General features: G+C 61.3%; 12 protein-coding genes. 5 read left to right on the top strand and 7 right to left on the bottom strand.

What is annotated here, in order from left to right:
- Window positions 1–19: 19 nt before the first annotated feature.
- On the bottom strand, window positions 20–2,740 hold the full coding sequence (gene polA / locus VJ464_08635) for a DNA polymerase I (protein HKQ05182.1): 2,721 nt from the start codon (window positions 2,738–2,740) through the stop codon (window positions 20–22).
- 174 nt (window positions 2,741–2,914) lie between these two features.
- Between polA and VJ464_08630 the strand changes: the two genes are divergently transcribed.
- Together VJ464_08630 and VJ464_08625 are read left to right on the top strand one after the other, a co-directional pair.
- Window positions 2,915–3,244 carry a DUF433 domain-containing protein gene (locus VJ464_08630; protein HKQ05181.1) on the top strand — a complete coding sequence of 110 codons (330 nt, stop codon included), beginning with the start codon at window positions 2,915–2,917 and terminating at the stop codon, window positions 3,242–3,244.
- A 17-nt stretch (window positions 3,245–3,261) separates the two neighbouring features.
- The gene (locus VJ464_08625) at window positions 3,262–3,612 is read left to right on the top strand and encodes a DUF5615 family PIN-like protein (GenBank protein ID HKQ05180.1); all 351 of its coding nucleotides are present in this window, start codon (window positions 3,262–3,264) and stop codon (window positions 3,610–3,612) included.
- A gap of 48 nt (window positions 3,613–3,660) precedes the next feature.
- On the opposite strand, the gene VJ464_08620 is transcribed toward VJ464_08625, so the two are convergent.
- Window positions 3,661–6,183 carry an EAL domain-containing protein gene (locus VJ464_08620; GenBank protein HKQ05179.1) on the bottom strand — a complete coding sequence of 841 codons (2,523 nt, stop codon included), beginning with the start codon at window positions 6,181–6,183 and terminating at the stop codon, window positions 3,661–3,663.
- Window positions 6,184–6,754: 571 nt separating this feature from the next.
- Here VJ464_08620 and VJ464_08615 point away from each other — a divergent pair.
- The 3 genes from VJ464_08615 to VJ464_08605 are packed head-to-tail and all read left to right on the top strand — an operon-like array spanning window position 6,755 to window position 9,326.
- Complete coding sequence (locus tag VJ464_08615) at window positions 6,755–7,531, top strand: glucose 1-dehydrogenase (GenBank protein ID HKQ05178.1); 777 nt, start codon at window positions 6,755–6,757, stop codon at window positions 7,529–7,531.
- Window positions 7,532–7,549: 18 nt separating this feature from the next.
- Entirely contained in the window at window positions 7,550–8,650 is a 1,101-nt protein-coding gene (locus tag VJ464_08610) for a sugar kinase (protein HKQ05177.1), read from the top strand.
- Window positions 8,651–8,672: 22 nt separating this feature from the next.
- Window positions 8,673–9,326 (top strand): bifunctional 2-keto-4-hydroxyglutarate aldolase/2-keto-3-deoxy-6-phosphogluconate aldolase, encoded by a 654-nt coding sequence (locus tag VJ464_08605; protein ID HKQ05176.1) that lies wholly within the window; start codon window positions 8,673–8,675, stop codon window positions 9,324–9,326.
- A 74-nt stretch (window positions 9,327–9,400) separates the two neighbouring features.
- Here VJ464_08605 and VJ464_08600 read toward each other — a convergent pair whose 3' ends face one another.
- From VJ464_08600 to VJ464_08580, 5 genes are read right to left on the bottom strand one after another with little or no spacing between them, the layout of a single operon-like run.
- Entirely contained in the window at window positions 9,401–10,579 is a 1,179-nt protein-coding gene (locus VJ464_08600) for an alpha/beta hydrolase family protein (protein ID HKQ05175.1), read from the bottom strand.
- Complete coding sequence (locus tag VJ464_08595; protein ID HKQ05174.1) at window positions 10,576–11,757, bottom strand: glycoside hydrolase family 88 protein; 1,182 nt, start codon at window positions 11,755–11,757, stop codon at window positions 10,576–10,578. The genes VJ464_08600 and VJ464_08595 overlap by 4 nt, the downstream gene beginning before the upstream one ends.
- Window positions 11,758–11,766: 9 nt before the next feature.
- Window positions 11,767–12,561 (bottom strand): 3-ketoacyl-ACP reductase, encoded by a 795-nt coding sequence (locus tag VJ464_08590; protein ID HKQ05173.1) that lies wholly within the window; start codon window positions 12,559–12,561, stop codon window positions 11,767–11,769.
- A 3-nt stretch (window positions 12,562–12,564) separates the two neighbouring features.
- Window positions 12,565–14,052, bottom strand: coding sequence for an NADH:flavin oxidoreductase (locus tag VJ464_08585; protein ID HKQ05172.1), 1,488 nt, complete (start codon window positions 14,050–14,052; stop codon window positions 12,565–12,567).
- Window positions 14,049–15,269: an MFS transporter gene (locus tag VJ464_08580; GenBank protein HKQ05171.1), complete on the bottom strand. Its 1,221-nt coding sequence runs from the start codon at window positions 15,267–15,269 to the stop codon at window positions 14,049–14,051. Before VJ464_08580 ends, VJ464_08585 begins: the two co-directional genes overlap by 4 nt.
- Window positions 15,270–15,572 lie beyond the last annotated feature (303 nt).

Here is a 15,572-nt window from a genome sequence, read left to right as displayed (position 1 = left end):
TTGGCAGGTGCGCTTATGACTACGGCTTGGCTTCGAGCCAGTTGCACCCTGTCCCGATGTCAACGACCAACGGCACCGTGAGCTGATAGACGCGCTCCATCTCTTCGCGCACCGCTGCGGTCGTGCGCTCGACTTCCTTTTCGGGCACTTCCAACAACAGCTCGTCGTGGACTTGTAGGATCATGCGTGCGCCGAGCTTCTCTTTTCTCAAGCGCCGATGGACGCGCACCATCGCCATCTTCACAATGTCGCTTGCCGTCCCCTGAATCGGCGCGTTGATCGCTTCGCGCTCGGCGCGCGCCCGCAGATTGTGATTCTTATTATTGATGTCGGGGATCGGGCGAATGCGACCAAAGGCGGTGCGCACAAAACCGGTCTCGCGCACCTCGGCGGGAATCTCTTCCATGTAGCGGCGCACGCCTTTGAAGGTTTCGTAGTAATTGTCAATCGTGCGCTTCGCATCGGCCCGCGACAGCCCCGTGCGCGCCGCCAACCCGAAAGCGCCGACCGCGTAGGCGACGCCGAAGTTGACGATCTTCGCCAGCCGCCGCGCTTCGCTTTCTTCCTGTTTGGTCTTCGCGCCAAAGACCAGCCGCGCCGTGCGCGCGTGGATGTCTTCGCCCTTCAAGAAGGCGTCGGTCATCTCAGGATCGCCCGTCAGGTGAGCAAAGATTCGCAGCTCGATCTGCGAATAATCCGCCGACATCAGGACGTAGCCCGGCGACGCGACAAACGCCGCGCGAATCCGGCGGCCCGATTCTTTGCGGATCGGGATGTTTTGCAGGTTGGGGTTCGTGCTGCTTAACCTTCCCGTAGCCGTCACCGCTTGATTGAGCGTCGTATGCACACGGCCCGTGCGCGGATCGATCAGGCGCGGCAGCGCGTCAACATAGGTGCTCTTGAGCTTGGCGATCTCGCGGTATTCCAGGATCAAGCGCGGCAGCTCGTACTTGGCGGCCAGTTCTTCCAGCACGTCCGCCGAAGTCGAGATGCGCCCGGTCTTCGTCTTGCGCCCGACATCGAAGTTGAGCTTCTCGAAAACCTCGCCGAGCTGCACCGTCGAGTTGATGTTGAACTCCTGGCCGGCCAGCTCATAAATCTTCGCCGTCAGCCGCTGAAGCTCCTGCTCCATCTCTTGCCCGGCGTCGGCGAGCGCCCGCGTGTCTATGCGCACGCCGATGCGCTCCATCTCGAAGAGAATTTCGACGAGCGGCAATTCGATCTCGGTATAGACGCGCTCCAGCTCTTTCTCTTCGAGCCGGGCGCGCAGCACGTCGGCGAGATGAAAGGTCAAGTCTGCCGCTTGCAGGGCGCGGGCGTCGTCCGCGTCGAAGCCATCAATGGTTTCGGCGATCTCGATGCCGAGAAATTCGCGCGCCACTTCGAGGATGCGGTGGCTGGCGCGATTCGGATCGAGCAAGTAGGCCGCAAGCAGCGTGTCGTCTTCGACGCCTTCGATGCGCACTTCGGGCGCGAAATCCTGCATCGCGCCCTCTGTAATCTTCTTTACAGTTGCCTTATCCGTCGGCGCGGGCGTGGCGTCACAGCAGTAGCGGTGCAGCGACGTCAGCGCGCCTTTCCAGTCGTGAATCGCTTTCTGGATCAAGCCGTTTTCGAGCGCCTCTTTGATTAGCGGCAACGCGCCTTCGATCTTCTCGAAATCGATGAGCGCGGCGTTCATCTGCGCCGTCGAGAGAGCCATGCCGTAGACCGGGCCTTTGGCGCGCTCGGCCATCGCCAGCGCGAAGCGGTCGAGCGCGTAAAGCGAGCGGATGAACTTTTCAAGCTCAGCGCGGGTCTCGATGCGCACGTAGCGCGGCTGGCCCGCCTTGCGCGACGCGACGGTCGCGACCGCCTCGGCGGTGGCGGCGTCGGCGAACTCGCGTGTCAGTTGCGCGAACTCCATCTCGGAAAACAGCTCGTAAGCGGCGCGGCGGTCGGGCGCTTCATAAACCAGCGCCTCAAGGTCCAGCTCGATTGGCATCTCGCAGTGGATGCGCGCCAGCTCGCGCGATTGCCGAATCAGTTCCTGATTGTTCTGCAAGCTCTCGCGATAGGTCTTGCGCGAGATTTCGCCGGCGTGCGCCAGGGCGTTTTCGATGGAGCCGAACTGCTCGATGATCTGCTGGGCGCCCTTCTCGCCGACGCCGGGCGCGCCGGGAATGTTATCCGACTGGTCGCCCCAGAGGCCGAGCAGATCAACGACCTGTTCGGGCCAGACGCCGAGCCGCTCCTTGACCCCTTCGCGGTCGAGCAAACCCATCATGCCGTTGCGCTCGGTGCGCAGAATTTTGATATGGTCGGTAACCAGCTGGCACATGTCTTTATCGTTGGTGACGATGATGACGTCGAGCCCTTGCGCTTCGGCCTTCTTGGCGAGCGTGCCGATGATGTCGTCAGCTTCGTATCGGGGCTCGCGGGTGATGGGCACGCGCAGCGCCTCGCAGACGCGCAGCAGGTAAGGCATCTGCGCCGACAGGTCATCGGGCATCGCGCCGCGCGTCGCTTTGTAGCGCTCAAAGCTTTCGTGGCGAAAGGTCGGCTCCGGCGAGTCAAGGGCGACGCCAAGGTAATCGGGCTTCTCTTGAGAGATGAGCCGCCTGAGCGTCATGGTGAAGCCGTAGACGGCATTCGTCGGCTGACCTTGCGAGTTGGAGAGGCCGCGGATGGCGTAGTAGGCGCGGTAGATTTGCGACATCCCATCAATCAGAAAGAGCCGCTTGCGTTCGGTCTGAGCCATAGGCTCCATACTACGGAGCGCATTTTCCGGGTGTCAAGCAAGCAGCCAGATGGCGTGTGAAAGATGCGAAACAATCTATCTTGGCAGCCTTGCATTCGCGCTATACAATGACGGTAAGCCGGACATCCAGAGGCCGATGGCGTCAGGCAGTCAACTTACGCGGACGATTAAGATATGAGCAGAGATTACGTCACACAAGTCGAAGGCGCGTACCGCATCAGTGGCACTCGCGTGTCGCTTGATTCAGTCGTCTATGCCTGGCTCAATGGCCTCTCGCCGGAAAGCGTCGTTGACAGCTATCCGCTGCTGACCCTGGAGCAAGTGCATGGCGCGCTGGCCTTCTACCTTGCGCATCAAGAAGAGATCGATGAGTATCTTCGGCAAGGCGACGCCGAATTTGAAGCACTGCGCCAACAGATGAGTCAGAGGTTGCGTGAAACGAAACCGCTGCTCTATCAAAAGCTCATAGCGCACAAACAGCAAAAGACCGTCCCTTCTTCATAGCCTGCTTTGACGTAGCGATGAGAATTCGATTCCAAGCGGATGCCGACTTCAATCAAAATATAGTTCGGGCATTGCGGCGACGACAGCCGAAGATTGACTTTCAGACTGCTGATGATGCAGGGTTGCGCGGCCTCGATGATTTAGAAGTCCTAGCTGTCGCGGCCCGCGAAGGCCGCATTCTCGTGACTCACGACCATCGGACGATGTTTCCTTATTTTGTTACCTTCTCAGCGACTCAGCACAGCCCTGGCGTCTTCATCCTGTCGCAGTCCCTACCGACAAACCAAGCGATTGAGGAATTGCTCTTAGTGTGGGAGGCCTCTGAAGCGGAAGAATGGATTGATACGATTCAATTTCTGCCGTTATGAAGCGACTGCTTGCGACCGATTCAGCCGGCGCTGTCAGCCTCGAATCGCTTACATCGAGTAGTTGCTGATGATGGGGCCGAAGTTGTTCTCGTCGAAAAGTTCGGACAGGCCCGGCACGCGCGCTTGCCAGTTCGTCATGCTCTCGATCATCTTGTCGGCTTTATCCGCCCCAAGCGGCGGCGAGAAGAGGTAGCCCTGGCCGCTGTGACAGCGTAGCTCGCGCAGCACTTCGACCTGCTCCTTGGTCTCGACGCCTTCGGCGATGACGTGCTTTCCGAGATTCTGGGCCAGCAGGATGATCGTGCGGACGATCTCTTTGTTTTCGTTGTTCTCGATCATGCGCGTGACGAACGAGCGGTCAATCTTCAAGGTGTCAATCGGCAGGCGGTGCAGGTAGGAAAGCGACGAGTAGCCGGTGCCGAAATCGTCCATGCTGACTTCGACGCCGAGGGCGCGAATCTGTTCGAGCGTGCCGTTGACGGTCTCGATGTTCTCCATGACGATGCTCTCGGTGATCTCCAGTTTCAGGGCGCGCGGGTCGAGCCGCGTCGCCGAGAGCGTCTGCACGATCTCGTCATAAAGATTGACCTGCGAGAACTGCTTGGTCGAAAGGTTGACGCTGACAAACAGCGGCTCGCGCAACTGATAAACCTCGTGCCATTGCTGCATCTGGCGGCAGGCTTCATAAAGCACCCAGCGCCCGATTGAGACGATGCAGCCGGTCTCTTCGGCCACGGCGATGAACTTGTCGGGCGGGATCAAGCCGCGCTCGGGGTGCTGCCAGCGAATCAACGCCTCGAAGCCGGAGAGCCTGCCGGTCTCAAGCGAGACGATGGGCTGGTACTGGATGAAGAACTCGTGACGATCAATGGCGCGGCGCAGGTCGGTTTCCAGTTGCAGCATGTTGACGGCGTGCGCGTGCATGCCTTTGTCAAAGATGACGTGGCGCGCCTTGCCGAGGAACTTCGCCTGATACATGGCGGTGTCGGCGTCGCGCAAGAAATCTTCGGCGCGCTCGTAGCCGATGTTCGAGAACGAGATGCCGATGCTGGCGGTCGTAAAGGTTTCGTAGCCATTCAGGGCGAACGGCTGCGACACTTGCCGCTGAATGCGCTCGGCGATATCAATGGCCTCTTGCTCGTCGCGCAAGCCGTCGAGCAGAATGGTGAACTCGTCGCCGCCCAGGCGGGCGACTTTGTCTGTCGGGCGCACGCACTGGCGCAGGCGCTGCGCAATGCCGATCAACAACTGATCGCCGACCAGATGGCCGATGCTGTCATTGATCAGCTTGAAGCGGTCGAGGTCCAGGAACAGCATGGCGAACAGCCGCTCGGGCTTCTTCTTCGCCCGGTCGAGCGACATCTGCAACTGCTCCATAAACCAGGCGCGGTTCGGCAGCCCTGTGAGCGCGTCGTGAAAGGCGTCGTGCACCAGTTGTTGCTCGGCGCGCTTGCGGTCGGTGATGTCCTGGATCTGAAAGATCAGATGCGACTGCTGATTCTGCGAGTCGCGGATCAGCGAAACGCCGACCAGCACCCAGACTTCATGACCCTGCTTGTGATAGTAGCGCTTCTCCATCTGGCAGGTCAGGGTGCGGCCTTCGAGCACCTCTGTGACGTTCTGCATAAACGCCTGCAAGTCTGAAGCGTGCGTGATCGTCTGGAAGTTCATGCACTTGAACTCGTCTTCGCTATAGCCGACGATCTCTGACAGCGACTGGTTGACCTGCATCCAGCGGCCATCGGGCGCGACCAGCGCCATGCCGATGGGCGCCAGGTCGAAGGCGCTGCGAAAGCGCTCTTCACTGGCCTGCATCTCTTTCAGGTGGCGCTCGGCCTGTTCGGCCTGCACGGCTGAGGATTCGACGCTCTTCAGGTAAGTCGTGTAGGTGAAGTAGACGATGAAGAGAATCGGCAGCGTCGCCATAAACGCGTAAAAGCCAATCGCCTGGATCAGCTTGATGGTGATGACGGCCGCCGAAGCGCCCGCCAGATGGGTGATCGATGTCCAGACGTAATGTTTCTTGTAGGTCTCCCAGAAGGGCCGGCGGATCAGCAAAGCGCCGGCGACGGCCACCACTCCGGAGTTACTGATGTACTGCACAATCGCCATCACACAGGTCACCATGATGAGCCGCGACGAGAAGTCCTCCTGCATCACCCCCGTGATCGAGCCGAAGGATATCCGCAGTGCCCTGACGGTGATGAAGGTGGCAATCAGCATGCCGGCGGCGTTGAACGCCATGGTGAGTTTCTTTTTCGTGATGCGCAGCGAGGAGACAAAGCCTTCGAGCCCCGCCAACAGGATGGCCGCCTCGCCGTCGAACATCATTAACGACAGAAAGATGAAGATGTCGGATAGCGAGATGCAGGAATCAAAGCGGAAGAAGTGAACCGTGATGCGCGAGCCGACAATCAGCGTCACCGCGACGAGCAGCAGATAGCGCTGATTGAGCGCCTCTCTGGGCAGGGCCGAAAGCGTGTGGAGCAAAGCGACGGCACCGACCAACACGACCGCAATCATGTACGGCTTCAGGTATCCTTGTTGCTCGTTGGGCGGTTTGCTCTCCATGCACTCTTCTCAAAAAGGCCACGCAAGGCCGGAAGCCAAAACACTTGAGGCTCGCGCTTGCGGCGGATTCCCTGGTAACCCGGATTTCTCGACATGCGCCCTGGACGCTCGCGATTCTAGTTCAGTTGCTCGGTGGCGGCTTGAGAAAATCGGGTGACGAATGCACTGCTCGTCGTGCCGTAAGCATCAAGCCGTGTGCCACCCGACAAGCAAAGCACCCATTTCGGTTAGTGTCTGACACGGCCCCCGCTCGAACATAGATAAACATTGATACCGTAAGAAGTTAGGGGCTGGGAGGGCAATCGCTCAGGAGGCCGCCAGCCAGTCGTTCAATAGCGCCAAAGTAGCGGGCAAATAACCTGATTCGGTCAGATTGCAGGAGGCACGTGCGCCGACCATTCACCTTGATTGAACTCGTGCGCTCATCCCGACCCTTGAAATGCTGCTAAATGCCGCTGTTCGGTACTGAAAAAGGCCGCCACCTTGACATCGATTGTTGCGCGGTGATAGAGAGTCCTTCTTTCGACCGGATCGATAATCCCGCTTGCGAGAACAGGAAAGCGAATCGTTCATGGGCTACACGGCTTTGGAGCTAAACGGTAAGGCGGCGGTGGTCATTGGCGGCACTTCAGGCATCGGTCGCGCCATCGCTTATGGGATGGCCGAGGCGGGCGCCGACGTGGTCGCGACTTCGCGCCGCCTGGAACAGGTCGAAGCGACCGCCGCCGCAATCGAGCAGCGCGGTCGCCGGACGGCCCGCATCACTTCCGACGTCGCCGACCGCGCCTCTTTAGAGCGCCTGCTTGAAGAGAGCGTCGCGGCTTTCGGCAAAGTAGACATCCTGGTCAACTCGGCGGGCCGCACGCGGCGCGCCCCGACGCTCGATTTCCCTGAGCAGGATTGGGATGACATCATCAACACCAACCTGACCGGCACGCTCAGAGCTTGCCAGGTCTTCGGACGCCACATGATCGAGCGCGGTTATGGCCGCATCATCAACATCGCGTCGCTGTCGTCATTCGTCGCGCTTTACGAAGTCGCCGCTTATTCGGCCAGCAAAGCGGCGGTCGCGTCGCTGACGAAATCGCTCGCCCTCGAATGGGCGCCGCGCGGCGTGACGGTGAACGCCATCGCGCCGGGCGTCTTTCGCACGCCGCTCAATGAAACGCTGCTCGACGAGACCGAGCGCGGGCGCGAATTCTTATGGCGCACGCCGATGAAACGGTTTGGCCGCGTCGAAGAGCTGGCCGGGGCGGCGATCTTTCTCGCCTCAGACGCCGCCAGCTTTGTCGCCGGCGAAGTCCTCGTCGTTGACGGCGGCATCCTCGCCAGCGGCGTCAATCAATAGAGGCTCGCCGTTCAAGGAATGGCCATGTTAAACCTGAAACCGTCGTCCGCGTGTCGCTGGGACATGGTGAGCCTGGGCGAAGTCATGCTGCGGCTCGATCCCGGCGCAGGGCGCATCTCGACGACGCGCGCCTTCCAGGTGTGGGAAGGCGGCGGCGAATACAACGTCGCTCGCGGCCTGAAGCGCTGCTTCGGTTTGACGACGGCCATCGTCACGGCGCTTGCCGACAATCCCATCGGGCGATTGGTCGAAGACCTGATCTATCAAGGCGGCGTCGATCAATCGCACGTTCGCTGGGTGAAATATGACGGCGTCGGGCGCGAGGCGCGCAATGGCCTGAACTTCACCGAGCGCGGCTTCGGATTGCGCGCGGCGCTCGGGTGTTCTGACCGCGGGCACACGGCGGTTTCGCAGCTCAAGCCGGGCGACGTGGATTGGGAGGCGATCTTCGGGCGCGAAGGGGCGCGCTGGTTCCACACCGGCGGCATCTTCTGCGCCCTGTCAGAGACCACGCCGCTGGTGGCGCGCGAAGCCATGGAAGCGGCTCGCCGTCACGGCACGGTGATCTCTTATGACCTGAACTATCGCGAATCGCTCTGGAAATCGATTGGCGGCAAAGGCCGCGCGCAAGCGGTCAACCGCCAGCTCGCGCCGCTGGTTGATGTGATGATCGGCAACGAAGAGGAGTTCACGGCGGCGCTCGGCTTCGAGGTCGAAGGATTGGACGAGCAACATTCAAAGCTCGACGTGACGAGCTTCCGCAGGATGATCGAGCGGGCGCGCGAAGCTTACCCGAACTTCAAAGTCGTGGCGACGACGCTGCGCCATGCGCGGACGGCGACGGTCAACGACTGGGGCGCGGTCTGCGATGCGGACGGCGAATTCTATCAAGCGCCGCTGCGCGAGGGCCTCGAAATCTTTGACCGTGTCGGCGGCGGCGACTCGTTCGCTTCGGGATTGATTTACGGCTTGCTGACCGAGCGCGGCCCGCAATGGGCAGTCGAGTGCGGCGCGGCGCACGGGGCGCTGGCGATGACGACGCCGGGCGATACGACGATGGCGACGCTTGCTGAAGTCGAGCGCGTGATGAAAGGCGGCACGGCGCGCGTTGCTCGATAGTCGCGCGGCGTTTGGAAAGGCGATGAACAAGACGGACGTGATTCAATGGATCAAAGCGGCGGGAGTGATCCCTGTGGTGCGCGCCGCTTCGGCGGACGAAGCAATGCGCGCCATTGAGGCGATCAAAGCCGGCGGCCTGTCTGTGGTTGAGATTACCATGACCGTTCCGGGCGCGGCGCGGGTCATCGAAGAAGTCGCGGCGCGTTACGGCGCTGACGTGCTGGTCGGGGCGGGCACCGTGCTTGATGCCGAGACCGCCCGCGCTTGCATGCTGGCGGGCGCGCAGTTCATCGTCAGCCCGGCGCTCAACCTCGAAACCATCGCCATGTGCCGCCGCTATAGCATCGCGGTTATTCCGGGCGCGCTGACGCCGACTGAAGTGTTACAGGCGTGGACGGCGGGGGCGGATATGGTCAAAGTCTTTCCCTGCGATAGCCTCGGCGGCGCGCGCTACATCAAGTCGTTGAAAGCGCCGCTGCCGCAAGTCGAAGTGGTGCCGACCGGCGGCGTATCGCTCAAGACCGCCGCCGACTTCATCAAAGCCGGGGCGAGCGCTCTGGGTGTCGGCTCTGACCTCGTGGACGTCAAGGCGTTGCGCGAAGGACATGCTGGCTTAATCACCGAACGGGCGCGGCAATTTATCGAAGCCGTCAGGGAAGCGCGAGAAACGGCCTAGATTCGCTGTGTAGCGCAATCTGTTAGATTGCGCGAGTCCATGCGCAAGCTAACAGCTTGCGCCACACTCGATCTTCAGAGCTGCCGCTTCAGGAATTCAAACGCGCCTTTGCCATAAAACAAGTGCTCGCCTTCGAAGACCTCTTGCCCGGTCATTTCAGGCGCGCCAAATACCGCGTAGATGGCCTGCGCCTTTTTGAATGCCGCGCGGCTGGCGGCGATGGGAAAGATAGGGTCGCGCGTGCCTGATTCGACAAATAGCCCGCGCGGCGCGACCAGCCCCGCCAGATCATACATCTCGACGTAGTTCAGCAGTCCGGGCACGTAATTGTCTATGCAATGCGACAGGCTGACGATGCTGTCGCGGAAGGTGTTGAAGTAACCGCTGACGACCGCCACCTTGATGCGCTGATCCAGAGCCGCTGAAAAGAGCGAGATCGTACCGCCGCCCGATATGCCCATCGTCGCGATTCGTGAGGCGTCCACTTCGGGGCGCGTCCCCAGGTAATCTATCGCCCGCATCACATCCCAGGATCGCCAGCCAACCATCGTCTGCCCCAGCAGCAACGCCGCGCCGGCTGCCGGCTGGCATGAAGATTGTCCCGCGCCATGCTGCCGCGCCGCTGCATCTCGCCGGCAGCCGAAAGCGAGTTGCTCGATAGCAAAGGCGGCATAGCCATGCTCGACCGCCTGCAAGGCAAAGTCATGCTGATAGCCGCTCTTGGTTTCGCGCTCGCGGCCATCTTCCGCAATGCCGACGATGTCGTCGCAGCCGCGCCCGTGCCCCGGCAAACAGATAATCGCGGGCAACTGCTTCGGGCGATCTTTGGGCAGCAACAGGTAGCCGAAGACCGCCAGGTTATCGCGGCTCTGAAAGATGATCTTTTCGCGCGTGTAGCCGGCGAATTCTTTCCTTTCCAGAATGCTCGGTCGCAGCGCCACGCGCTCCGCCGGAAAGCCGCCGAGCAATTCCACGAGCTTCTTGCGCGTCTGCTTTTGCCAGCGCCGCGCCGCGGGCCCATCCTTTGCGGCGAAGCTCATCGAAGGCGTGACGCGCTCGTATGAAGACAGGCAAAACTGCAAGCTGTCCAGTTGTCGGCCCTGCAAATCCGCATCGGCGAGCGGGCCGCGATACCGAGACTGAACGCCGCCGCTCTGCTCCGCATCTTCCATGAACACCTCCGGCGCCAGGCGGTGCGTCGCCATCATCGCCGTCACCGCCGAACTCTGAGCCAGGAAATCACGTCGCCTCATCTTTTTGATCCTCCCCTAACCGTGTGCAGCGCTTCCATGAAAAAGTAATCGCCCCACATCACCGATTCGTCCACGCCCCAATTCATCGGGCGGTGATAGACGCCATGCCGCAGGATGCCTTCATAAGCCGGGTCGTGCGCGCCGAGGAATTCGTCGCCGGTCAGCGCATCCAAAATCGCCAGCGCCGCCCGTCCGTAGACATGCGCGCCACGCCGCGTCGCTTCAATCTCTTTCAGCTTCAAGAAAGCGCCGGCCATAATCGCCGCCGCCGAGCTATCGAGCGGCTCATTGGGGATGTCGGGCGCGCCATAATCCCAGAAAGGCACCCCAGGGTCGGGCGTGTTCTCAAGGTAATAACCGGCGCAGCGCTCGGCGGTGTCGAGAAAAAATCGGTCGCCGGTGAAGAGAAACGTGTCCGTAAACCCGTAGGTCGCCCAGGCCAGCCCGCGCGCCCAGCAGGTGAACGGCGAGTAGCCCTGCTGCGTCGAGAGATTGCGAAACTCGCCGCGCACCGGGTTGAATATCGCTTCGTGAATGATCGCGCCTTCGCGGTCCATTAATCGATCACCGCGCTTGCGAACGAGATACTTTTCCGTTGTCTTCGCATGCGTCACCGCTTTGTCGTAGAGCGCTTCCGCGCCGCCCAACTGGTGCGCGCGAAACAGCAGCCGGATGTTCATCATGATGTCTATGAACAGCGACTGCGGCCCATGAAACGAATAGATGTAATGATCCTCGCCGCTCTCCTTCCAGCGGAACGACTGAACGGTGGCCGCGGTGATCAGAACATCTTTGAGCCAACGCGCCGCAGGGTCGTCATCGCCAACCAGCGCGAGCCAGCGGTCAGCCGTTGACATGAAAATAAAGCCGAGGTCGTGAACGTCGCGGTCGAGCTTGCGCGGCTCAAGCGCCCGCGTATAGCGTTCGGCGGCCTGTCGCCATACTTGATCACCAGTCGCTTCAAAGGCCAGCCACATCATGCCCGCATAAAAACCCGGACACCAGTCGGTCCACATGTAAGCCGGGCGGGTCCATACACCATTCACTGTATAGATCGGCGCCGGCTGATTCGCCGGCCACTTCGGCAGCATCTTTGCCAACTGGCCAACGCCAAAATCAAAGGCCCGCTCGATGCGCGCCAGCAACCGGGGTTCGTCAATCTGGTCGGGAATCTTCATTGGCTGTTCTCAAAGCCTGCGGATATTCATGCCGCCGCTCACCTCGATGACCGTTCCGGTCGAATACTCAAAGCCGCCGGTGACAAGCGCCGTGACGGCGCGGCCTACGTCTTCCGGCAATCCCCATCGCTGTTGCGGGATCAGCCCCTCTTCGATCAAGCGGTCATACTTGCTTTCGACCGGCGCGGTCATGTCGGTCTTGATGATGCCGGGGCGCACTTCGTAGACGTTGATGCCGTGCTCCGCGAGCCGGTCGGCAAAGATCGCCGCCGCCATGCTCAACGCCGACTTGGACAGGCAGTACTCGGCGCGCGAAGGCGACGACATATAAGCCGACACCGACGTGATGAAGACGATCTTCGGTTTGACGGCGGGCGCGGCCTTGACCTGAGCGATCATCTGCGCGGCGACACGCTGCGTCAGAAAGAACGGCCCGCGCAGGTTCGTAGACAGCAGGCGATCAAAACTCGCCGGCGTTGTCTCTAGCACGTCGAGTCGTGGTTCGGGCGCGACGCCGGCGTTGTTGACCAGCAGATCGATGCGACCGAAGTGAGCGATCACCGCGCTCAGCATCCCTTCATGAGCTTCGAGATTGGCGACATCGCCTTCTACGGGCAAGAACCGCGCGCCCGCTGATTCGACCTGTTGTTTGACTGCAAAGATGGCGCTTGCCGCCGCCTGCGGATCAACGACGCGTGAGCCGCCGGCGATGTCGTAGCCGCAGCCGGCAAGCGCGAGAGCGATGCCGCGCCCGATGCCGCGACTCGCCCCGGTAATAAAAGCAACTGGCCGGTGATCGTTCAAGCTTTAACCCTCCGCCGCGCCGCCGCGCTGGCGTCGCTTAATCTGTTTGAGCTGCGCGGCGGCCCCGGTCTGCTTATAAAAATCATCCAGCGGGTAGCAGCCCGAAGGCAGCCCATTGCGCGGCGCAGTCGTGCAGTCGCTGAAGGTGCGGCACAGTCGCTTGCGGTCGAGCGGGCGACCCTGCAACACGTCCAGCGGTAGTTCGGGATAAGCCAGCACCATGCGCCCCAGCCCTACCGCATCGGCCCAGCCTTCGCGCATCGCCGCTTGCGCCACGTTGGGCAGGAAGTCTTGCAAGTAGGAGTAAGCCGTTCCGACGAACAGCAGGCGCGGGAATCGCTGCTTCAAATGGCGTGTCATCGCCATCTGCCGGGCGACGCCGATGAGCGGGTCTTCCGGCGGCTGGTAGCCATCCGATGGCGGAAAGAGGGCCGGGCGCTGGAGGTGCGGGCTGTAATAAGGCGAACCGGCTGTGAGGTTGATCAGCCGGATTCCAAGACCATCCAGCAGCGTCAGGAACTCGATGACTTCTGTCAGGTCAGGCTCAACCGGGTTTGTAACATTGACTCCGAAACCCCAGCGGTAAGGCAGCAGCGATTCAAACGATTCCGGCACGCCCGCGCCGGCAGGCTCCTCCTTTGAGCCGGCGGTTTGCCGACGATACGGGATCGAATCAAAGGCCGAGAGCCGCACGCCGAGGCGCAAGCCCGGCGCAAGACTGCGAATGCCTGCGACGACTTCGCGCAAAAAGCGCGTGCGGTTTTCAAAGCTGCCGCCATAGTCGCCATCGCGCGTGTGGGCGCTCAAGAACTCATGCCCCAGGTAGCCGTGGCAGTGCTTGACATCTACGAAATCAAAGCCGATCTCGTAAGCCATGCGCGCCGCCGCGTGAAAGGCCGCGATGATCTCGCGCACCTCACTGTCGGTGAGCAGCGGGTAATCGGCGTCAAGGCCAAGCCGCTGATCGAGCAGCGGGTGGTGATAGAGAATGCGCGGCTCGGCTCGCTCTTTACGGTTGGGCCGGCTGTAGCGACCCGAATGCGTCAGTTGCAAGCCGACTAGCAGACCATCGGTCGAGCCGGTCGCCTGATGGTGCGCCGTGACCAGCGCTTCGCGCAGGCGCGCCAGGCCATCGCGCGTCGCCTTGCCGATGAGCAGTTGATTCGGATTGGCGCGGCCATCGTGGCGCACGGCAACCGCTTCGCCGCCCCAGATGAGCTTCGCGCCGCTGCGCCCGAAATGCTGCCAGCGGCGCGTCGTCAGCTCGCTCGGCATGCCGTCCGCCGTGCCGTCCCACCCTTCCATCGGGTGAATGGCGAAGCGGTTGCCGATCTTCACGTCATCGAATGCGAGCGGTTGCGCCAGCGGCGATTCGCCCGCCGCAAGCAACGACTCGTCGCAGGGAATATCGATGCCGCGCTCCTGCAAGTGAAGTCGGAAGCGATGGACATCGCGGACGCTGCCGACGTGCAAGAAGTGATGTTTGCTCATCCCGCGACTCCCGCTTGAGAGGTGGCCACACGGCCGTTTTGCGGCAGCCAGACAACCGCCAGCGCGCCGAGCAAGGCGATAACGATCAAGGTGACGAACCCCGCATAATAGTTCCCCGTGCGGTCGTGCAGGTGGCCGATCAGAAACGGCACCAGCGCTTCGGCGACGCCATCGGCGGTCACCAGAACGCCCATCAGCCGCCCCAGAATTTTGACGCTGAATAATTCAGCCGCGATCAACGGAATGATCAGATACTCGCCGCCTAAGCCTAAGCCGAAGACCGCCGCGAAGACGTACAGGGCCGCGGGCGATGCGGCAAGGAAGAGCAGCGGGATGGCCGCCGCTACCAAAAGATAGATCAACAGCATCACGGCCTTCTTCGGCAGATGATCGGCCAGCCATCCCATCAACAAGCGCCCGGCGATGCTGAAGGTCAAGACGAGCGAGATGAAGGTCGCCGCATCGCTCTGCGAATAATTCAGGTCGCGCGTGAGATAGAGCTTGAGATGTTGATTGGTGCCGCCGACCGCGCCAATCGAGCAAAGACTGGCGAAGGCGAGCAGGTAAAATGCCGGGCGGCGAAAAATCTCGCGCATCGGTGCAAGCGGCTCGCGCTGTTGCGCCGTGGTTGTCGGCGGCGCTTCTTTAATCAACCAGACCATCGGCAAGGTCAGCACGATCATCAGCCCGCCCAGCAGGCGCAGCGACACACGCCAGCCATAGCTTTCGCTCAGCCAGCGCGACAACTGCGGCACGACCGCGCCGCCGACGCCAATGCCCAGGTAGGCGAAGCCCATCGCCTTGCCACGCCCTTTGTCGAACCAGCGCGCCAGCAGCACTTGATTGGGCGGCGGCCCGGCGCTGACATAGCCCGCGGCGTTGAAGAGATAAGCCACATAAAAAAGCCACAGCGCCGACACAGAGACCGCGCTCAAGCCAATGAGCGCGCCGCCGGCAATCAAGACGCCGACGATCATCAAGCGGCGCGGCCCGAAACGGTCAATCACCCAGCCGGCGAAGAAACCGAAGCAGACCGCGACCACGACTTTGCTGAGCGCGTTAGCCGAAGTGATGAAGGCGCGCGACCAGCCGAATTCCTTCTCCCAATAATCGTAGTAGAGCGGCAGCCCATAGAGCGCGATGCCGACGACGGCAAAGAGCGCCAGAAACGAGGTCGCCGCGACTTGAATTTGCGAAGCGCGTGGTCGTTCAACCATATTCGGTCAATCTCTAGCCCTGGTCACATCAGCATGGCTTGATACTTGTCCCTGGCGAGAAATGCAAGGCGCGCGGCAGGGCCATTCAATTCTCAGGGTTGAGAAGGGGAAATTAAACACAGAGACACAGAGACACAGAGGCACGGAGACTTCTCTGTGTTCCTCTGTGTCTCTGTGTCTCTGTGTTTTTCTTTCATCCCTGTTTCGCAGAACTGAACAACGCGGCGCGGCATTGGAACTGACCGCGTCTGCCGGTAGAATGTACCGGCAATCGCATCAGGAGACAGATGATCGTCGGCCCTC

The sequence above is a fragment of the Blastocatellia bacterium genome, from assembly GCA_035275065.1.
Taxonomy (GTDB): Bacteria; Acidobacteriota; Blastocatellia; order UBA7656; family UBA7656; genus DATENM01.
This window is presented reverse-complemented; position numbering and strand designations above follow the sequence as displayed.